This window comes from Halomonas sp. PR-M31 (assembly GCF_001039575.1).
GTDB lineage: Bacteria > Pseudomonadota > Gammaproteobacteria > Pseudomonadales > Halomonadaceae > Modicisalibacter.
On the sequence record NZ_JIBT01000043.1, the window covers coordinates 1 to 19199 of the forward strand.

At 58.1% G+C, this 19199-nt stretch carries 16 protein-coding genes and 2 pseudogenes; 8 read left to right on the top strand and 10 right to left on the bottom strand.

Annotated features, from left to right (window positions below; genetic code table 11):
- The 4 genes from CH74_RS12365 to CH74_RS12380 form a co-directional block, all read left to right on the top strand.
- On the top strand, positions 1 to 640 hold a 640-nt coding region (locus CH74_RS12365), incomplete at its 5' end, for a molybdopterin cofactor-binding domain-containing protein (RefSeq protein WP_048307866.1).
- The gene (xdhC, locus tag CH74_RS12370; RefSeq protein ID WP_048307867.1) at positions 627 to 1532 is read left to right on the top strand and encodes a xanthine dehydrogenase accessory protein XdhC; all 906 of its coding nucleotides are present in this window, start codon (positions 627 to 629) and stop codon (positions 1530 to 1532) included. The genes CH74_RS12365 and xdhC, both read left to right, overlap by 14 nt.
- Positions 1532 to 2899, top strand: a complete 1368-nt coding sequence (gene guaD, locus CH74_RS12375) for a guanine deaminase (RefSeq protein ID WP_048307868.1) — start codon at positions 1532 to 1534, stop codon at positions 2897 to 2899. Before xdhC ends, guaD begins: the two co-directional genes overlap by 1 nt.
- 75 nt (positions 2900 to 2974) lie before the next feature.
- On the top strand, positions 2975 to 3343 hold the full coding sequence (locus CH74_RS12380) for a cupin domain-containing protein (RefSeq protein ID WP_048307869.1): 369 nt from the start codon (positions 2975 to 2977) through the stop codon (positions 3341 to 3343).
- 3 nt (positions 3344 to 3346) lie between these two features.
- Here CH74_RS12380 and CH74_RS12385 read toward each other — a convergent pair.
- The 6 genes and pseudogenes from CH74_RS12385 to CH74_RS12410 form a co-directional block, all read right to left on the bottom strand.
- Positions 3347 to 4341, bottom strand: a pseudogene (locus tag CH74_RS12385) (adenosine deaminase).
- 72 nt (positions 4342 to 4413) lie between these two features.
- Complete coding sequence (gene cydC / locus CH74_RS12390) at positions 4414 to 6165, bottom strand: thiol reductant ABC exporter subunit CydC (protein WP_253273057.1); 1752 nt, start codon at positions 6163 to 6165, stop codon at positions 4414 to 4416.
- Positions 6149 to 7849 (bottom strand): thiol reductant ABC exporter subunit CydD, encoded by a 1701-nt coding sequence (cydD, locus tag CH74_RS12395; RefSeq protein ID WP_048307870.1) that lies wholly within the window; start codon positions 7847 to 7849, stop codon positions 6149 to 6151. The genes cydC and cydD overlap by 17 nt, the downstream gene beginning before the upstream one ends.
- A 51-nt stretch (positions 7850 to 7900) precedes the next feature.
- The gene (cydB, locus tag CH74_RS12400; protein WP_048307871.1) at positions 7901 to 8908 is read right to left on the bottom strand and encodes a cytochrome d ubiquinol oxidase subunit II; all 1008 of its coding nucleotides are present in this window, start codon (positions 8906 to 8908) and stop codon (positions 7901 to 7903) included.
- 3 nt (positions 8909 to 8911) lie between these two features.
- Complete coding sequence (locus CH74_RS12405; RefSeq protein ID WP_048307872.1) at positions 8912 to 10324, bottom strand: cytochrome ubiquinol oxidase subunit I; 1413 nt, start codon at positions 10322 to 10324, stop codon at positions 8912 to 8914.
- A gap of 174 nt (positions 10325 to 10498) precedes the next feature.
- Positions 10499 to 11478, bottom strand: a pseudogene (locus CH74_RS12410) (calcium/sodium antiporter).
- Positions 11479 to 11724: 246 nt separating this feature from the next.
- Here CH74_RS12410 and CH74_RS12415 point away from each other — a divergent pair.
- From CH74_RS12415 to CH74_RS12430, 4 genes are all read left to right on the top strand, one after another.
- Positions 11725 to 13023: a paraquat-inducible protein A gene (locus tag CH74_RS12415; RefSeq protein WP_048307894.1), complete on the top strand. Its 1299-nt coding sequence runs from the start codon at positions 11725 to 11727 to the stop codon at positions 13021 to 13023.
- Positions 13016 to 14653, top strand: a complete 1638-nt coding sequence (gene pqiB, locus CH74_RS12420) for an intermembrane transport protein PqiB (protein ID WP_048307873.1) — start codon at positions 13016 to 13018, stop codon at positions 14651 to 14653. The genes CH74_RS12415 and pqiB overlap by 8 nt, the downstream gene beginning before the upstream one ends.
- A 55-nt stretch (positions 14654 to 14708) precedes the next feature.
- A complete protein-coding gene (locus tag CH74_RS12425; RefSeq protein ID WP_048307874.1) occupies positions 14709 to 15305 on the top strand; it encodes a membrane integrity-associated transporter subunit PqiC in 597 nt (198 codons plus the stop codon).
- 174 nt (positions 15306 to 15479) lie between these two features.
- A complete protein-coding gene (locus tag CH74_RS12430; RefSeq protein ID WP_048307875.1) occupies positions 15480 to 16799 on the top strand; it encodes a DEAD/DEAH box helicase in 1320 nt (439 codons plus the stop codon).
- 167 nt (positions 16800 to 16966) lie between these two features.
- Here the strand turns inward: CH74_RS12430 and CH74_RS12435 are convergent, their stop codons facing one another.
- The 4 genes from CH74_RS12435 to CH74_RS12450 all read right to left on the bottom strand — a co-directional run bounded on the left by CH74_RS12435 (position 16967) and on the right by CH74_RS12450 (position 18969).
- Positions 16967 to 17248: a type II toxin-antitoxin system RelE/ParE family toxin gene (locus CH74_RS12435; protein ID WP_048307876.1), complete on the bottom strand. Its 282-nt coding sequence runs from the start codon at positions 17246 to 17248 to the stop codon at positions 16967 to 16969.
- On the bottom strand, positions 17245 to 17517 hold the full coding sequence (locus tag CH74_RS12440; protein WP_048307877.1) for a CopG family ribbon-helix-helix protein: 273 nt from the start codon (positions 17515 to 17517) through the stop codon (positions 17245 to 17247). Before CH74_RS12440 ends, CH74_RS12435 begins: the two co-directional genes overlap by 4 nt.
- Before the next feature lie 150 nt (positions 17518 to 17667).
- The gene (locus tag CH74_RS12445; RefSeq protein WP_048307878.1) at positions 17668 to 18156 is read right to left on the bottom strand and encodes a GNAT family N-acetyltransferase; all 489 of its coding nucleotides are present in this window, start codon (positions 18154 to 18156) and stop codon (positions 17668 to 17670) included.
- Between the two features lie 81 nt (positions 18157 to 18237).
- Positions 18238 to 18969 carry a pyridoxal-phosphate dependent enzyme gene (locus CH74_RS12450; RefSeq protein WP_253273058.1) on the bottom strand — a complete coding sequence of 244 codons (732 nt, stop codon included), beginning with the start codon at positions 18967 to 18969 and terminating at the stop codon, positions 18238 to 18240.
- Between the last annotated feature and the right edge of the window lie 230 nt (positions 18970 to 19199).

A 19199-nucleotide genomic window follows, 5' to 3' on the forward strand; every position in this document is an offset into this window, starting at 1 on the left:
GGGGGAACTGGTCCAGGCTGCCTATCTGGGGCGCATTTCGCTTTCCGCCAAGGGCTTCTACGCCACGCCATTGATTCACTACGACCGCGCCACCGGCAAAGGCCGTCCCTTCTACTATTTCGCTCATGGCGCGGCGGTATCCGAGGTCGAAGTGGATACCCTCTCCGGGGAATACCGGGTCACCCGGGTGGACATCCTGCACGACGTCGGTGATTCCCTGAATCCGGCCATCGACATGGGCCAGATCGAGGGCGGCTTCATTCAGGGCATGGGCTGGCTGACCAGCGAGGAGCTCAAGTGGAACGACAAGGGGCGACTGGTCAGCGATGGCCCTTCGACCTACAAGATTCCTGCCTTCGGCGATCTGCCGCCGGTGTTCAACGTCGAACTGCTTGAGGGCCATCCGAATTCCCAAGCCAGCATCTATCGCTCCAAGGCGGTGGGTGAACCACCCTTCATGCTGGGTATCTCGGTGTGGTCGGCGCTGCGGGATTCCCTGGCCAGTCTGGTGGACTATCGCTACTGCCCGCGCCTGGACACCCCGGCCACGCCTGAGCGGGTGTTGATGGCCGCGGAAGCGCTGCGCCGTGCTGGCCAGTCTGAAAAGAGCGCACCGGAGACAAACGATGAGTCGGCCTAGCGAATCGCTAGCGCTCGAGCTTTCGGTTGAAGCGACTTGGCATGAGGCTCTGCATCGGTTCCAGGAAACGGCCCGGCCGCATGCCTTGGCCAGCGTGGTGGGCACGGCAGGCTCCGTGCCCCGCGAGCCCGGCACCAAGATGGTAATCACTCAGGAGGGCGTCTACGACACTCTCGGTGGCGGCACTTTTGAGTATCAGGTGATCGACGCTGCGCGCCAGGCGTTGCGTCATGAAGAGAGCGGACCACGCCTGGAGGCCTTTGCTCTGGGTGCACGTTCCGGTCAGTGTTGCGGCGGCTACGTGCACGTACTGATCGAGGTGTTTGCCGGGGCAGACATGACGATAGCGCTATTCGGCGCCGGCCACGTGGGCCAGGCATTGACGAAACTCATGGCGCCACTGCCCTGGCGGGTGCTCTGGTTGGACAGTCGCAAAGACGCCTTCTCCACCTGGGCCCATGATCAGCCGCGCTTGGAATGTCGTGTCAGCGGAGATCCAAAGACAGCCGTGGCAGCCTTGCCAGCGGGCACTCACGCCCTGGTCATGACCCATGATCACGCTGAGGATCGCGACCTGATCGACGCCCTTCTCAAACGCGGCGACTGTGCTTCCATCGGCCTGATCGGCTCCCAGAGCAAATGGTCCAGCTTCAAACGCCGTTTGCGTGACGCAGGTCATGAACAAAATGCGCTGGATCTTGTACGCTGCCCCATCGGTATTTCCCAGGCCAAGGGCAAGCGGCCTTACGAAATCGCGCTGGCGGTCTGTACCGAGCTGCTGACTTTAAAACCCGAAAGCAAGCGATGTGATCACCGCGGGATTGAATCGCAAACGCTGCGTCGGGTATTTACCCAGAATCACCGAATGAATGCCCCGGCAGGAGAAGATTGATGACTGACACTCGTGTGCTGCGCGGCCCGCTACTCAGCTTTCTCGAAGATCCTGGCGAACAGGATCAGCCGGCACCCGGCAGCCTGCTGCATCTGGAGGATGGCGCCATATGGCTCGATCATGGCCATATCCGCGCCATCGGTGACTACACTCAGCTTGCGCCAAATCTGCCGCCCGGCATCGACATCGTCGATTACACCGGCAAGCTGATGATGCCCGGTTTCATAGACAGTCATGTGCACTATGTTCAGCTCGATATCATGGCCTCCTATGGCCGCCAGCTGCTCGACTGGCTGAACGACTACACCTTCCCGGAGGAGTGCCGCTTCGCCGAGCGCGAACATGCAGAGCAAGTTGCCGACGTATTTCTGGACGAGCTGATGCGGGTCGGGACCACCACCGCTCAGGTGTTTTGCACCTCGCACCCGGTCTCGGTGGAGTCGTTCTTCGCTGCCGCTCATCGCCGCGGGCTGCGCATGCTGGCGGGCAAGGTATTGATGGACCGTAACGCCCCGGAGGCGCTGACGGATACCGCTCTTGGTGGCATCCGCGACAGCGAAGCGTTGATCAGCGACTGGCATGGCAAGGGACGGCTTGGCTACAGCCTGACGCCGCGTTTTGCACCCACATCCACCCGGGAACAATTGGATGCCACGGGAAGCCTGCTGCGCAGCGCACCGGATTTGCACTTGCAAACCCACCTGTCCGAGAACCGGAGTGAGATCGACTGGGTAGCAGCGCTTTTCCCCGAGGCCCATGACTACCTGAATGTGTATGAACGCTTTGGGTTGGTCGGGCCGCGCAGCACCTTTGCCCACAGCATCCATCTGAATCAGGACGCCCGGAACCGCCTGGCCCAGGCCGGTGCCAGTGTTGCCTTCTGCCCCACCTCGAATCTGTTTCTGGGCAGCGGCCTGTTCGATCGGCTCGCCTGTCGCAACGCCGGGCTTGCGTTCTCTCTGGCAAGCGATGTCGGCGGTGGCACCGACCTGTGCGGTCTCGGTACTCTCAAGGCCGCCTATCAGGTTGGACAGCTACTCGACCAGCCGATGACCGCTTGGCAGGGCTTTTACCATCTGACCTTGGGCAATGCTCGGGCGCTGCACCTGGACGCCCATATCGGATGCCTGCGAGAAGGCGCCGAGGCGGATATCGTCGTGCTCGATCCTCAGGCAACGCCGCTACTGGCGCGGCGCACTGCACGCACGAAAACCCTGGGTGAACTGCTGTTCGCCTTGATGATGCTCGGAGACGATCGCACGATTTTCGAAACCTGGGCGGGGGGCAAGCGTCAGCATCAGCGTGACAGGCAAGATGGCAAGGAAGATGACAAAGAGGATGGCAAAAGGAGTACGGCAACAGCGTAATACGACCGCTTGATCGCTGCGCTGAATGGCCTACCCTTGTCATTTATCCCTATAACGTCTTATCAGGAGCTTTTTATGTCGCAACATGATGTCGTGAACTTTGCCGATGCCCCGCTCAAGACCTCGGAGCGTCGGCTGGCGGATCTACCGGACCGGGTCGTGGAAGGCGATCCTCAGCATGAGACGAAGCTGCGCTTCGAAAGCCCGGACGGTGCGCTGATCGCTGGCACCTGGACCAGTACACCGGGAAAATGGCACGCCTTCACCCAGCGCGACGAGTTCTGCTATATCCTTTCCGGGCACTGCAAGCTGATCGACGAGGATGGCAAGGTCCAGACATTTCATGCCGGCGACGCCTTCCTTATTCCCAATGGCTTTCGCGGCTACTGGGAAATCATCGAGACCACCGTCAAGCATTTCGTGATTCGCCAGCACGACGAGTAAGACTTAAAAACAGGCCGCCAGGCGCTCCCTCAATGTCTGGCGGCGATCGTTCTCCATGAAGGCTACCTGTAGGGCGTTATCCGCCAGGCTGACGAAAATATCCTTCGACCAGCCGAAGGCTTCATGACAAGCCAGGTAATTGTCCAGCACGCCGCCACCAAAGTAGGCCGGATCGTCGGAGTTGAGGGTTACTAGCAGGCCCGCATCGAGCAGCCTTGGCAAAGGATGATCCTTCATGCGCTCGACTACCTTGAGACGCACATTGGACAGGGGACAGACCGTCAGCGGTATTTGTTCGGCCTTGAGCCGGGCCACCAGCTTGGGATCTTCCAGGCAGCGCACGCCGTGATCGATGCGGCATACCTCGAGCGCATCCAGCGCTTCCCGAATATAGGCTGGCGGCCCTTCCTCGCCCGCATGGGCAACCCTCGGTAATCCCAGCAGTTTGGCTCGAGCAAACACCTCGGAAAACTTCCCGGGCGGATTGCCCTGCTCGGCGCTGTCCAGCCCTACCGCATCGAGCAATTCCAAATAGGGGCTTGCGCGTTCGAGTAACTGCATCGCCTCTGCTGCCGATCGATCCCGCAGGAAGCTCATGATCAGCGCAGAAGAAAGCCCCCATTCCCGTCTGGCCTGTCGCATGGCCCGGGTCAAGCCCTCGAACTGTACGTCCAGACAGATACCCCGACTCAGGTGAGCCTGCGGGTCGAAGGAAAGCTCCACATGCACGACACCGTCGTCGTGAGCACGGCGAAAATAGTCCATGGCCATATCAAAGAAATCATCGACGCTGCGCAACACCGACATGCTTGGTAGTAAAGATCGAGAAAGGACTGCAGATCGCTGAAATCGTAGGCGGCACGCACCTCTTCAACCGACGCATAGGGCAAGTCGATAGCATTACGCTCTGCCAGGGCAAACATCAGCTCCGGCTCCAGCGTACCCTCGATATGAAGATGCAACTCGGCCTTGGGCAAGGCTCTCAACCACTCTTTCATTCTGCACCTCCCGTCTGGCATCTTTATCGTGACGTCATTCATTCTGCCCTAAAAACAATACACTACGAAAGTCTAGATCAGTTGCCCGGCACGCAGCGACAGGATGCGCGATACGTCCGGCAAATGTCGTTGATCGTGATTCAGATAGAGCACCGTACGGTTTTTGAGCCGGGCATTCAGACGTCGCGCGATACGCTTGATCGTCGCCTCGTCCAGCCCGGCGAAGGGTTCGTCCAGAATCATCATGTCTGCCTGGGTCAGCAGCACCCGGGCAAGCGCGACCCGGCGAGCCTGCCCGCCGGACAGCTGGCGCCCCGACTCCCCCACCCAGGTATCCAACCCCAGAGGCAGTTCCCGAGCCCAGTCCTGTAAATCGACCACCTCGAGCATCTCCCAGAGCATGTCATCGTCTGCCTGAAGATTCCCGATGCGAAGATTCGTGGCCAGGCTGGCATGAAAAAGCTCCGTTTGCTGAGTGAGATAACCGATACGCTGGCGCAGATTGGAAAGCGAAAGCTTACGCACATCGTGATCGTCCAAACACACCCGGCCGCTGCTCGGATCGATCAAGCGTACCAGCAGCTGGGCAACGCTCGACTTGCCTGATCCCGAGGCCCCTACCAGCACCACACGCTCTCCGGGTTCAATGGAAAACGACACGTCGTCCAGTGCCGACGCCAAAAGACTTTGCGTGGCTGAGATCTCGTGATCACCGTCGAAACGACTGGCGTTGGAATAGCGAAGCGATACGTTCTCGAACACGACCTTGGGGGCGCGCTTGGCGAGCGCAACGGGTTGTTCGGTCTCCTGAATGTCGCTGCGCGACGCTACCAGCCTATTCAGACGCTGGGCCGCTGCCCGGGTTGCGCCCAGCTGAGTGAAGGCCGGCGGCAACAAGGCCAGTGCCTCGTTGGCTGCCAGTACCGCGAGAGGCATCAATACCAGTAGCGGCCCGCTCAATGTGTTCGCGGTATACAAGCCAGCCCCCAGCCAGAGCGCCAGCACCACCGTCAGACTCACGCCTAGCCCTACTACGGCATTACCCAATGCTTGCAGTCGTCCCAGCCGACGCTGATCGCGATAAAGAGCCTGCTCCTGAGCGAACAGGGACTGGCGATGCATCCCTAAGGTGCCATAGCAGCGCAGTTCCGCCAGTCCCTGGAGCTGTTCAATGGTCAACGAGCGCAGACGATCAAGCGCCGCCACCCGGCGTCTGCTTGCCGCCATCCCCAAGTGCGCCTGACCCAGCACCAGCCATAGCCATGTAAGCAATAGCGCGATCAATACCGGGACAGCGACGGAGGGCGCGAAAAACCACAGCAGCAAGGCGATACCACAAACCGCCAGCAATGAGGCTAGCGGGGGCGCCAGCAAACGCAGATAAAGGCTGTCCAGGGTATCGATATCCGCCGTGAGCCGATTGAGCCATTCCGCGGCCCGCAGGCGACCCAGGCTGCGGCCATCCAACTGGGTGAGCACCGCAAACAGCCCGGCCCTAAGATCCGCAAGCAGGCGTAGTACCGTGTCGTGATTGTAAAGACGCTCGCCGTAGCGCGCGGCGGTTCGGGTCACGGCAAAAAAGCGAATGCCACCGCCGGGTCGGTAGATATCCACGCTGACGGCGGCACCCATCGCCAAAAGTGATCCGGCAATGGCGGTAGTGGTAATGAACCAGCCGGAGAGGGCCAGCAGGCCGATGGCGGCCATCAGGGTCAGCAGCATCAACAGCGCCCCCAGCCACAAACGCCCCTGGCGCCGCTTAAGCTGGCGCAGCCAAGGCGCAAAGTCGCTGATAAGGGAGCTTTCGTTATCGGGTTTCATCATTCAAGGACTCGTGCTGCCGAAGTATTCCGCGCTCGAGGCTCAACACTCGATCCGCCAGTGCCATCAGCGCCGGGTGATGAGTCGCTATCACCACCGTTCGCCCTTGAGCTACCAGTCGCTTCAAGGAAGTAACGACCTGGGCTTCGCTATCCGCATCCAGGCTGGCAGTGGGTTCATCCAGCAATACCAGGGGCGCCTTGGAAAGAAACACTCGAGCCAGGGCAAGCCGCTGCGCCTGACCGCCGGAAAGCCCAAGGCCGCGCTCCCCCAGGCGCGTATTCAGCCCGTCCGGCAAAACGGTGACGAGCTCCTCGAGTCCAGCCTGGGTTACCGCCTCCCACAACTGCGCATCGCTGGCGTCTGGGGCGGCCAGGCGCAGATTGTCTGCAAGCGTTCCCTGCACCAGCCAGGGCCGCTGATCCATCCAGGCAATCTGCGCATTGGGAGTGAGCTCGACTTGTCCCTGCTCTGGTCTGATGAAACCGGCCAGCAGTTGCAGCAAGGTAGACTTGCCGGAGCCGGAAGGCCCCACCAGGGCAACGCACTCCCCGGATGCAATCGTCAGCGTAACCGGGCCCAGCACTCGGCCCCGCTGAGGATAAGAAATACTTGTCTCCGCCAGCTGGACCTGAGCGCCTGACTTCGAGCTTGTCGTCCTGGATTGCTGAGCATGATCCGTGGTGGAAACCGGCAGTTCGAGCATTTTCATCAAACCGTCCGCAGCACCCAAGGCGGCAGCCCGATCATGATAGTGCTGAGCCAGCGTTCGCAGGGGCTGAAAGAATTCCGGGGCCAGCAACAGGATCAGCAAGCCGCTGAAAAGCGTCAGCTCATCCGCCGGGCCATAGCTGATGTAGCCCAGCAAGCCAAAACCGATATAGATCGCAATCACGGCGATGGCCACAGAGGCAAAGAATTCCAGTACCGCGGAGGATAAAAATGCAAGCTTCAGAGTGCGCATGCTTCGAAGACGATAGTCGTCCGCGGCGCTGAAGACTTCATCGATACTGGCATCGGCGCGATTGAACAGCTGTAGCGTGGTCAGCCCCCGCACGCGATCGAGAAAGTGCCCCGCAAGACGTGTGACTGCGATGAACTGCTGCTGATTGAGCCGCTCGGCGCCCATGCCCACCAGGGCCATAAACACGGGAATCAACGGGGCAGACAATAGCAGGAATAGTGCTGCCAGCCAGTCGAGCCACAGCACCAACGCCAGGATCACCAGTGGTAGCACCAGCACCAGACGCAGCTGCGGCAAAAAGCGTGCATAGTAGCCGTCCAGCGCCTCGACCTGTTCGATCAGCTGCCCACCGAGACCTGCGGTATGTCGGCCGGAAAGGCCCACCGGCCCCACCGCCGCCAAATGATCAAGTAGCAGTGTGCGCACTTTGCTGCGCACATGCAGGCTGGCTTCCACCCCGGCACTTTCCTGGCCCCATTGGGCCAGGGCACGCACCGCGATTACCCCCAGCAACAAAATGAAGACACCGCTCAGCTTTTCTAGAGGCCTGTCGGCATTGATCAGTTCAGCGATGATCCAGGCCAATGCCCCCATCTGGAGTATGGTCATCAACCCCGCCAGGATGCCCAATCCGGCTGCCAGCATCAGCCAGCCTTTGACGTCTTTTGCCTGAACGTCCAGCCAGCCCCGGGAAGTCGAGATATCAGACTTGCGAGCTCTCATGAAAACGTTTCAGAACACATTTCTGGACAGGCTTTCCAAGCAGGAACCCGGTCAGTGATACCCTTCACCCGGGCGCACCTTGCCTCGGAACACCCAATAGGCCCAGCCGGTATAGCCTAGAATAACGGGGATGACGATCGCGGTACCGACCAGCAAAAACATCTGCGAATTCGGTGCAGAAGCGGCATCCCACAAGGTGTAGTCCGGTGGCACCACATAGGGCCAGCGGCTGACCAAAAGCCCTAGATACGTGAAGATGAACATGCTCATGGTAGCAAAGAACGGCAGCTTCCCGCGCCCACGCTTGAGCGAGAAGAACAGTGCCGCCGCACTCGCCATGGCTAGGGCCGGCAGTATCCAGATTACTCGGATGTTGCCGAACCAGCGCTCGGCGACGCTTTGATCGATAAACGGCGTCCATAGACTGACGAGGGCAAATACACCGATCACGATCCACAGTAGCTTGGACGCCATCCCGTAGGCCCACTCCTGCACATGACCTTCGGTCTTGAGAATGGTCCAGGTGGCGCCGAGCAGCGCAAACCCCGCCATCATGCCAAGGCCGGTCATCACGCTAAACGGCGTCAGCCAATCGAAGGCACCACCGGTGAACACTTTATCCTGAGTCTTGAAACCCTGGATATAAGCGCCCACCACGGCGCCTTGGGCGAAGGCGACCAGCATCGAGCCCCCGGCAAAGGCCACGTTCCACCGCCTGCGCGAACGCTTGCTTTTAGCCTTGAAGCGAAACTCAAACGAGATTCCTCGGAAGATCAATCCCGCCAGCATCAGAAAGACACCGATATAAAGCGCCGGCAGCAAAATCGAATAGACCAGTGGAAAGGCACCCAGCAGGCTAGTGCCAGCCAGCACCAGCCAGGTCTCGTTGCCGTCCCAGATCGGCGCGCCGGTGTTCATCATTGTATCCCGCGCCTCTTCATCTGGGGCAAAGGGAAACAGGACCCCCATGCCGAGGATGAAGCCATCCATTAGCACGTACATGATGATGGCAAAGGCCACGATAATGGCCCAGACCACGGATAGATCGAAGGCTTCCATACCTTAGCTCCTGGCGGGTGAGGGGTCGTCGTCGAAGGATGCATGGGAGGCGGACATGGGCCGCATGGGTCGATGATTGTCGTTGGCCCCATCCTGTTCTTTTTCTTCCTCCATGCCCAGGCGAATCACCTTGGTGAGATAGTAGACGCCGGCGGCAAATACCACGGCATAGACCCCCATGTACCCAAGCAACGTGAACAGTGCCACACCGCCGGTCAGGGATGGCGTCAGCCCTTCCGCGTGGCTCATGATGCCGTAGACCAGCCAGGGGGCGCGTCCGGTTTCGGTGACGATCCAGCCTGCCAGCAGCGCAATAAATGGCGCCACGCTCATCAGACGCAAGCCCTGCAGGAAGTAGTGATTGTGATAAATGCGCCCGCCCTTGCGCAGCACTAGCCCAGCAACGGCGAAGGCAATCATCAAAAAGCCAAGCCCCACCATGATGCGAAAACCAAAGAAGGTGAACCACACCGGCGGCTGTTCTTCTTTGGGCCATTCGCTGAGCCCCTTTATCTCGCCGTTCAGGTCGTGGGTCAGAATCAGACTGCCCATCTTGGGCACGCTGAGTTCAAGATGATTGGTCTGATTTTCCTGATCCGGAATGGCAAATAGCGCCAGAGGCACCGCGGTATCTGTCTCCCATATAGCCTCGATGGCGGCGAGCTTGGCCGGCTGGTGCTCCAAGGTATTGATGCCATGGAAATCCCCCACCACTGCCTGGGCCGGCGCGGCAATCAGCAGAAGCCACAGGGATAGGGATAGCGCCTTGCGGTTGGCTTCGATTTCATGGCCACGCAGCAGGAACCAGGCGCTGACACCGGCCACCACGAAACCGCCGGCCAGGAAAGATGCCAGGCCCATGTGCAGGAAGCGATATGGGAAGGAAGGATTGAAGATCGCCTCGAACCAGGAGGTGATGTAAAACGTCCCATCTTTTATTTCGAACCCGGCTGGCGTATGCATCCAGCTGTTGGTCGACAGAATCCAGAAGGTGGATATGAGGGTTCCCACCGCCACCATGATGGCAGCGAACAAATGCACTCCCGGGGAAACGCGGCCGCGCCCGAACAGCAATACGCCAAGGAAACCCGCCTCGAGGAAGAACGCCGTCAGCACTTCATAGCTCAGCATGGGACCGATGAAATTGGCCGTTGCCTGGGAAAAGTTGCTCCAGTTGGTGCCGAACTGAAAGGACATGACGATGCCGGATACCACACCCATGCCGAATACCACGGCAAACACCTTGGTCCAGAACTGAGCGAGCTGTTCCCAAATCGTGTTACTGGTCTTGACGTACAGCCCGTAGAGCAGTGCCAGAAAGGAGGCAAGGCCGATGGTGAACGCCGGGAATATGGCATGAAAGGCAATCACGAATGCAAATTGCAATCGCGAGATGATCAGGGGATCAAGTTCCATGACGACTCCTTGTAAAACATTTCTGGCATCTTGGGCACAAAGATGCCGCACTGACGGATATGACAACGATGATCGGGAATTGCGTCAGAATCCGGTGTGTCCCGTTGCCGCAGGCATTCCATTGCCCGCCTGGATCATGTCGACCCTTACCTCGCGATGCAGCTGAGCGCGGGATCAACCGGCGCTGGTTTGCACTATGGTATAGACGAGATAGCCCGTGTACGCGAGGTATACCCCCAGGAGCGCACCCCCCTCGACGCGATTGATCCGGCCCGGTCCGCGCCAGCCAATGGCAAAAACGGCCATGGCAAGCGTCAGAACCGCCATGACCACCCAGTCCCGGGAAAGCACCTCGCCCCCGGCGTCGATCGGCGCAATCACCCCAGCAAGGCCGACCACCCCCAGGGTATTGAACAGGTTGGAGCCGATGACGTTGCCTAGCACCAGATCATGCTCTTTCTTGCGCAGTGCGCTGATGGAGGACGCAAGCTCCGGCAGGGAAGTACCGATGGCAACAACCGTCAGACCAATGATCAGATCGCTGACCCCGAAGGCTTCGCAACGTAGACCGCCCCCCATACCAGCAGGCGGGAGCTGGCAATCAACAAAACCAGCCCTACCAGGGTCCAGATCACCCCCGCCTTGAGACTCATGGTATCGGCGGACGGGGGTTTATCATCCATCATGGCCAAGGCATCGTCACCGCCTCGATTCGCGCGCCAGATACTCAAACCGATTACCGCGGCAAGCAGTACCAATAGCAGTACAGCGTCCAGACGGGAAACCGCGCCATCGAGCAGCAGCCAGGCAGAAATGAGGGTCACTAGACACAACAAAGGCAATTCCTGTCGAATCACCTGGGAATGCACCGCCAACGGACTGATCAGCGCAACGGCCCCCAGAATCAGCCCGATATTGGCAATGTTCGAGCCATAGCCATTGCCCAGGGCAAGACCGGGGTTGCCCTGCCCCGCGGCAAGCGCCGACACCATCAGCTCCGGTGCCGAGGTACCAAAACCAATTACCAACATGCCGATGAGCAGGGTCGACACCCCTAGATGACGAGCCGTGACGGCGGCTCCTTCGACGAATTTGTCAGCACTCCAGACCAGCAGAATCAAGCCTGCCACGATCGCGGCGGTGGCTAATAGCACGTAGGCATCCTCTCATATAGTGAAGTAGTATCGGTTTTGGCTCGGGAATCATGCCCGACTCGTTGCTTTCATACCAGCCATCATCGTGCCTGTCCTTTGCCTCACTTGTTTCCTCATGCATGACTTCAGAGTTCTACCCACGTGACGATGAAGGTTACACTACTCATCCCATCACTATTCGATGACCAACTTGATACCAGGATACGCCTGTAGGTGAACGATCATTTGTCCTCCGAGGCCGCTGGGCTGACGTCCTCGTCTCCCGAGCAGGATCCCGCCGATCATGGCACCCGGCGCCGCTTACGGGCCTGCCCGGAATGTGACTGGGTGTCCGCGCTCCCCCCGCTGTCGCCCGGTGACAAGGCCTGCTGTCCGCGCTGCGATCATACCCTGGCGCAGCGCCATTATCGGCCCGCGGAGCGCAGCCTCGCTCTGGCCTTGAGTTCACTGATCGCTCTGGCCATTGCGCTATCATTCAATTTCGTCAGGTTCGAGTTCAGCGGCATCGGCAATCGTATCGATCTGCTCGAGACCGTCTCGGCTATGATCCACTTCGATCATCCCATCGTGGCCATCTGCGTGGTGCTGGCCATTGTCGTGCTGCCGGCGCTCTATCTATGCGCCGTGGTGTGGCTGCAAATTGGCCTGCTACAGCGTGAACCGCTGCCCGCCAGCCGCCAGATTGCGCGTAGCCTGGTGCATCTGCATCCCTGGATGATGGCGGATGTATTCGTCATCGGGGCTCTGGTGGCGCTGATCAAGGTAGGTGGACTGGCGGATATTTCCATAGGCATCTCCTTCTGGGCGTTCTGCTTTTATGCCGCCTTGCTGTTACTGACCATGCAATCCATCGACAGTGACTGGCTCTGGTTTTCCCTGGCACCGGAACCCTTGGCACCAGAGGATACCCAGACCGGCGCCACTGCAGCGCCCCAGGGCCTGGGGGGCTGCACCACCTGCGGCCTGATCAATCGTTTAGATGCGCGCGGTCGTGGTCGCTGCCGACGCTGCGGCGAGCCCCTTCACGATCGCCTGCCGAACAGCCTTCAGCGCACCTGGGCGCTAGTCTTCGCTGCCGCTGTGTTGTACATACCCGCCAATGTCTACCCGATCATGACCACGACCTACCTGGGTAACAGTGATCCTTCCAATATCATCAGTGGCGTGGTGGAACTCTGGCACGGCGGCTCTGCTCCGGTGGCAGTCATCATCTTCATTGCCAGCATTCTGGTACCGGTAGGCAAGCTCATTGCCCTCGTGTGGCTGTGTCTTGCAGCACGCCGAGGCAGCGGCAATCGGGCCTTCGTTCGCACCCGTCTTTATCGCGTGGTGGAATTCATTGGACGCTGGTCGATGGTCGATATCTTCGTCGTCTCCATACTGACGGCACTGATTCGTGCAGGTGCCCTGATGTCCATTACCCCCGGTCCTGCCGCTCTGGCTTTTGCAGGCGTGGTGATCGTGACCATGCTTGCTGCCTTTGCCTTCGATCCACGCCTACTATGGCAAGAATCTCCTGCTCTCGAGGAACCGTCTCATGCCTGAAGCGCACCGCGCCCAACGTCAACGCAAGTCGCGCCTGTCGCCGATCTGGATAATACCGCTGGTGGCAGTATTGATCGGGCTGTGGCTGGTATATGACAACTACGCCAGCCGCGGCCCTGAGGTGGTGCTCGAAATGCCCAACGCAGAAGGCATCGAAGCCGGCAAGACAGAAATCAAGACCCGCAACGTTCAGGTCGGTCGCGTCGAGAGTGTGCAGCTCTCCGAAGATCTATCCCATACCCTGGTCACGGCTCGCATGAGCACCGATGCTGAGAGCATGCTCAATGAGGAAACTCGTTTCTGGGTGGTCAAGCCGCGCATCGGCCGTGAAGGCATCAGTGGGCTGAACACGGTACTCTCTGGCGCCTACATTCAGCTGCAGCCGGGTAACAGCGAAGAGCCTCAATATCGTTTCAAGATTCTCGAACACCCCCCGGTGGCGTCCCCTGGCGCCAAGGGCATTCGCATCAAGCTGGTAAGTCAGATAGGCAGTGCCCTGAGAGTGGGAGACCCTGTGACCTACCAGGGTCTGACCGTAGGACGGGTTGAAAACACAGAGTTCAACTTAGAGAACCGGCAGATGGATCATCGCCTGTTCATCGAGACTCCCTACGACGGTCTGGTCACCGAGAACACCCGGTTCTGGTCCGCCTCTGGCGTCGACTTACGTTTGAATTCAGAAGGTTTTCGAGTCAACGTCGAGTCCATTGAAACGCTGCTTGGGGGTGGCGTCACCTTTGCCGTACCCGAGGATGTTCCCATGGGTGAAAAGGCCAGCGGCGATGAAACGTATGAACTCTATGCGGACGAAGAAAGTGCGGTTCAGGGTACCTACAATCGCTATCTTGAATATGCCCTGCTGATCGAAGACACGGTACGCGGCCTATCAAAGGGCTCTCCCGTGGAGTATCGCGGCGTGCGCGTGGGTACCGTTGCCGCCGTACCCTGGCATTTCAGCGCACCGCAACCGGATACACGTCAGCGCTTCGCCATTCCCGTGTTGATCCGCATCGAGCCGCAACGACTCAGCAGCAAGGAAGAACAAATTCAGCTTGATGAGTGGCGCAAGCGTTTCACTCGCATGTTCGACTACGGGCTGCGCGCCACCTTGAAAGCCGGCAATCTGCTGACCGGTGCCCTGTTCGTCGATCTCAATTTCGTAAAAGACGCACCGGACTACGAAGCCGAAACCTTCGACGGCCAGACCGTCTTTCCCACGACACCTGGCGGCTTTGCCCAGATCGAACAGAAGGTCTCCAATCTGCTCGACAAGCTCAATGAGCTTGAAGTCGAGCCCGTGCTTGGCAAGCTGGAACAGAACCTGAGCGCCTCGGAGAAGACATTGAAAGAAGTGCGTGAAGCCACCGAATCCTTCAAGTCACTGCTAGAAGATCCCCAGACCCGAGAGATACCATCCAATCTCAATGCGTCGCTGCGAGAGCTGCGTCAGACCCTCAAGGGCCTATCACCGGAATCCAACGCGTACAAGGAGTTGACCAGAACCCTGCAAAGCGTGGAAAAACTCGTGCGCGATCTACAGCCGGTTGCCGAAACCCTGCGAGAAAAACCCAACGCGCTGATTTTCGATCGCAGCAACGGACCGGATCCGGTTCCTCAGGCGCCGAGATGATGATGCGACGTTCTATGACCGGTTTTCCCGTGCTTATTGCAAACAAGGAGAAACAATGAAAAAGCTGGGCCTCTCTTTCATACTGCTGCTTTCTTTTTTGTCGCTGACCGGATGCGCCACCGGTGGCGCCTCGACGGAACGCTATACCCTCCCGGGCGGGAGCGATACCAAAGCTTCAGCAAGTAGTGACATGTCCGGCAGCGCATCCCAGCGCACGCTGATCCTGGACAGCCTGGAACTGGCAAGCTATCTCGAGAGCCAGGGCATCATCTTGCAAAGCGACGACATTCGCGTGCGCGAGGCAAGTTCACATCTATGGGCCGAGTCGCTAAAGCGCCAGCTGGACCGCGGCCTGCGTCAGCGTCTGGCCAGTCGCCTACCGAACACTCGCGTACTTGAAAGCGGCAACAATGCCGACGCCCTGCACCTGCGCGTCATCGTCGATCAGTTTCAAGGGCGCTACGACGGCCTGGCGGTGGTCAGCGGACGCTGGCAGCTTTACGACGACAGCGGCGAGCTACTGACGCTCAAGCCTTTCGATGTCACTCAGGCGCTAGAGAGCGACGGCTACCCGGCCCTGGTGCGGGCACTCGGTCGGGCCTGGGATCAGGTGGCTGGCGACATTGCCAAGGGGATAAAAGCCAAGGGCTAGGATGGAGCTTGGCTCCGCTGATGCACTTATTCATAATTTCTGTTATCGTGCCTCGCGCGGCATTTTCGTCCCTCCGCCGCGCGATCGTTTTGTTTTCCTGTCTTTTATTTTACGCATTGGCCCGGGACGCACGTTTTCACAACGAGCGGCAGGTGCGTTTGACCCGGAGTTTACATGAGCTTTTCCGAACTCGGCCTGCGCGCCGAACTGTTACGTGCGGTCGAAGAACAAGGCTATACCACCCCTACCCCGATCCAGCTCAAGGCCATTCCCGCCGTACTCAAAGGCGGCGATCTGTTGGCCAGCGCCCAGACCGGCACCGGCAAAACCGCCGGTTTCACCCTGCCGCTGCTACAACGCCTGGCGGACGGGCCTCGCCCGCAGCCGCGTCAGATTCGCGCCCTGGTATTGACCCCCACTCGTGAACTGGCCGCCCAGATCGGCGAGAACGTCGTCGACTATGGCCGTTATTTGAAGCTGCGCTCCCATGTGATCTTTGGCGGTGTGGGTCAGCAACCTCAAGTAGATGCCCTTCGCAACGGCCTGGATATTCTTGTTGCGACTCCCGGACGGCTGCTCGATCTGCATCAGCAGCGCCACGTGGATCTCTCCAAGGTCGAGACCCTGGTGCTCGATGAAGCCGACCGCATGCTCGACATGGGCTTCATCCACGACATCAAGAAGCTTTTGCGCCTGCTGCCCGCCAAGCGCCAGAACCTGCTGTTCTCCGCGACCTTTTCCGATGAAATTCAGACGTTGGCCAACGGCCTGCTGGACAGTCCTACCTTTATTGAGGTCGCTCGCCGCAACACCGCCGCGGAAAGCATCGATCAAGCGATCTATCACGTCGACCGGGAGAAGAAGCGCGACCTGCTAGCACATCTCATCAAGCAGCATCAGTGGTATCAGGTGCTGGTGTTCACCCGGACTAAGCATGGCGCCAACCGTCTCGCCGAACAGCTAGGCAAGCAGGATATTCCCGCCATGGCGATTCACGGCAACAAGAGCCAGTCTGCCCGCACCCGTGCATTGGCGGCTTTCAAGGATGGCAGTCTGCAGGTACTAGTAGCGACGGATATCGCCGCCCGAGGCCTGGATATCAACGAATTGCCCCACGTGGTTAATTTCGAACTACCCAATGTGGCGGAAGACTATGTGCACCGTATTGGCCGTACTGGACGCGCCGGTAGCGAAGGCCAGGCGATCTCCCTGGTCTGCGTCGATGAGCACGGTCTGCTAAAAGGTATAGAACGCCTGTTAAAGCGCGACCTGCCCAAGCATATCGAGCCCGGTTTCGAGCCAGACCCCAATGCCAAACCTGAACCCATCGAAAACGGACGGCGCGGGGGTCGTAACAATAATCGCGGCGGCGGTAACGCCAACAATCGCGGTAATGCCAATCCGCGTAATGGTGCGAATCCACGCAGTAAAGAGAACAGCAGCGAGAACAAATCGGCCCGCCGTCGGCGTCCACAGCGTAGCCGTCAGGCCTGAGCGCCAATGCGATAGCGATCAACCGATATGAAATGCAAAGCGCGACCCTTGAGGTCGCGCTTTTTTATGCTTGTGTTGTTTAGCGTTCTACTGGTGTGGAGCCCTATCAACCAGGGCTATTTCTCTTCGCTTGCAAAATTGTCCGGCAACAGCGGCGGGTTAAACTGTTACCGTTCACCCTCCAGTTCGTGCCATACCCGAAGAATGATGAGGGCACTGACGTGTACTGAATAACGGACAACGTACTTCCCAAAAACCATATCGCGGACCGAATCTGGTACCGGGGCAATTTCAACCGTTGCACCCATTCTGGGAAAGTCAGGTAGCAGTTCGATTTTGCCTACCAGCTCTGCCGCTACCCTGGCCGCCGCTGAAGGATCGTGAACTGCGATGAACTCTCTGAGGCGTCTTAAATCTTCAATAGCTTCATCTGTATAAGCCAGTTTCACTTACCCGACCTCGGGGCATCCTGCTCGTTTTCGGTTCCCCAGCTCTTAAGCCAGCTATGAACCTCGCTAGCATCAACCACTTTCCCTTGAGCGGCTGACTCCATTGCATCTAGCGTTTGCTTCCAGCGTTCTTGCTCAAGCTGTAGTTTTTCTATGTATTCAGACAAGGCTTGGTTAATCACCCAGCTTTTGCTCCGGTGGAGCCGGCTGGCGATTGTCTCAAGGTCCTGCTCAACTTCTGCCTGAAGGCGAACTGTCGTGACGCTCATAAGTGGACTCTCGAAATAGGCGACTACAAGGTATTACATCATAGTGAATGAGAGCACTGCAAAGTCAAAATTCGACGCTGCCCGCATTTAGGAGCAGATGAGGCATGTTCACTTCACTGGAAGAAGTCCAAGAGCGACGACATGAGATTATTATGTGTACAGCCACTTATACATGACCAGTGCATCTACAAGCCCTTTGCTTGGATGATTAAAAGCCTTTGGGAGCCTACCAACGATCTCGAACCCGAGCTTGCTCCACAGACGAATGGCCCCCTCATTACTTGATGCTACGAAGTTGAATTGCATGGCTTTGTAACCAAGCGCTAATGCAACTTTTTGCGAATGCTCGCACATGATGGTTGCAAGACCTCGACCTCTTGCTTTCGAAGCGACCATATACCCACAGTTGCAAACATGACTACCTGGCCCCGCTTGATTCATTTTCAGGTAATAGGTGCCAAGAATCTCTTCATTCTCTTCGACTACAAACGTTTTACATGGATCATCCAGCCAAATTTTCTCTGCCTGATCGATAGTCGTGGCATGATCGTACGCGTAGGTCTCGCCAACTTTAACTATCTCATGGAAGATTGGCCAAATAGATTCCCAATCTTCTCTACGTGCTTCTCTAATAGCCATGGGAGAAACCTTCAAAAAAATGACGTTTGGCTTTGCGGCATGGCGGAGCGCAGCGTAGTTACGTCCGGCAACAGCTGCTTGTTACAGGTCGTGCCAATTGCCCCTCAACTCTCGGATTTTATCAATCGTGGAAGTGGCTCCGCCGCATACCACGACCAAGATATTGTCGAAACCTTGCAGTTCCGGTGCATTCTTATATGCCATTGCCAAGCTCGCTCCACAGGCAGGCTCAACCAATATGCGGTGATCGTTAAGAAAACGTTCGCAGGCAGAAAGGGCATCTTGATCTGATACCACGACACTATGGATCGAGTGCTCTTTTGTATATTGAAAAGCCTTCTCGCAAACGCGCTTGGCACCAAGTGAGGTGACAATACTTGTTATCTGTTCTAGTTCGACTATGTAGCCTGAGGTGACGGCTGCATGAAATGATGCAGCGCCCGTAGTTTCTACTGTAAAAACGAGAATATTATTCCATCCATTGCGGTGGAGCTCTTCCACCACACTTGAAAGCAGACCTCCCCCACCAACCGAGAGCACCACCGCGTCAGGCTTGAGGCCGGAGCAGTAAACCTCATCGACCAGCGTTGCGTGACCTATCCAGAGCAACGGATCATCAAAAGGGTGAAGAAACGCGTCCGCTGCACCGATCAGAGACTCCGCGAAAGAATTAGCTTCTTGCCAAGAGGTGCCGTGCATGATGACCTCCGCTTTCTCCAATTGCAGCAGTTCTTTTGCTCTTTCGGTGCTGGTTTCCGGCACTGCAACCGTCACCGGTATACCTAGCCGGCGATTAGCGTAGGCGACAGCCAAGCCAGCGTTTCCTCCAGACGGAGCGTCCCGTGATGGCGCTCATTGCACGTGACTCAATGAGTGGAGTCTCAATGTGTAATTTCATAAGTACCTGTAACGCTAACAGCATGCGCGACTATGGGATGGAGATAAAGCTGCAATGTAGTAGACGTCGCCGTGTTTATGAACTGCACCCGACTTCTTATCGTCCAACGCCGAAGCGCACCGGCAGCCTTTTTAAAGCAAAGTGA

Excerpts from the sequence above, each read along its gene's own strand:
- xdhC (WP_048307867.1), top strand. The coding sequence starts at position 627 with ATGAGTCGGCCTAGCGAATCGCTAGCGCTCGAGCTTTCGGTTGAAGCG.
- guaD (WP_048307868.1), top strand. The coding sequence starts at position 1,532 with ATGACTGACACTCGTGTGCTGCGCGGCCCGCTACTCAGCTTTCTCGAA.
- CH74_RS12380 (WP_048307869.1), top strand. The coding sequence starts at position 2,975 with ATGTCGCAACATGATGTCGTGAACTTTGCCGATGCCCCGCTCAAGACC.
- cydC (WP_253273057.1), bottom strand. The coding sequence starts at position 6,165 with ATGATGAAACCCGATAACGAAAGCTCCCTTATCAGCGACTTTGCGCCT.
- cydD (WP_048307870.1), bottom strand. The coding sequence starts at position 7,849 with ATGAGAGCTCGCAAGTCTGATATCTCGACTTCCCGGGGCTGGCTGGAC.
- cydB (WP_048307871.1), bottom strand. The coding sequence starts at position 8,908 with ATGGAAGCCTTCGATCTATCCGTGGTCTGGGCCATTATCGTGGCCTTT.
- CH74_RS12405 (WP_048307872.1), bottom strand. The coding sequence starts at position 10,324 with ATGGAACTTGATCCCCTGATCATCTCGCGATTGCAATTTGCATTCGTG.
- pqiB (WP_048307873.1), top strand. The coding sequence starts at position 13,016 with ATGCCTGAAGCGCACCGCGCCCAACGTCAACGCAAGTCGCGCCTGTCG.
- CH74_RS12425 (WP_048307874.1), top strand. The coding sequence starts at position 14,709 with ATGAAAAAGCTGGGCCTCTCTTTCATACTGCTGCTTTCTTTTTTGTCG.
- CH74_RS12430 (WP_048307875.1), top strand. The coding sequence starts at position 15,480 with ATGAGCTTTTCCGAACTCGGCCTGCGCGCCGAACTGTTACGTGCGGTC.
- CH74_RS12440 (WP_048307877.1), bottom strand. The coding sequence starts at position 17,517 with ATGAGCGTCACGACAGTTCGCCTTCAGGCAGAAGTTGAGCAGGACCTT.
- CH74_RS12445 (WP_048307878.1), bottom strand. The coding sequence starts at position 18,156 with ATGGCTATTAGAGAAGCACGTAGAGAAGATTGGGAATCTATTTGGCCA.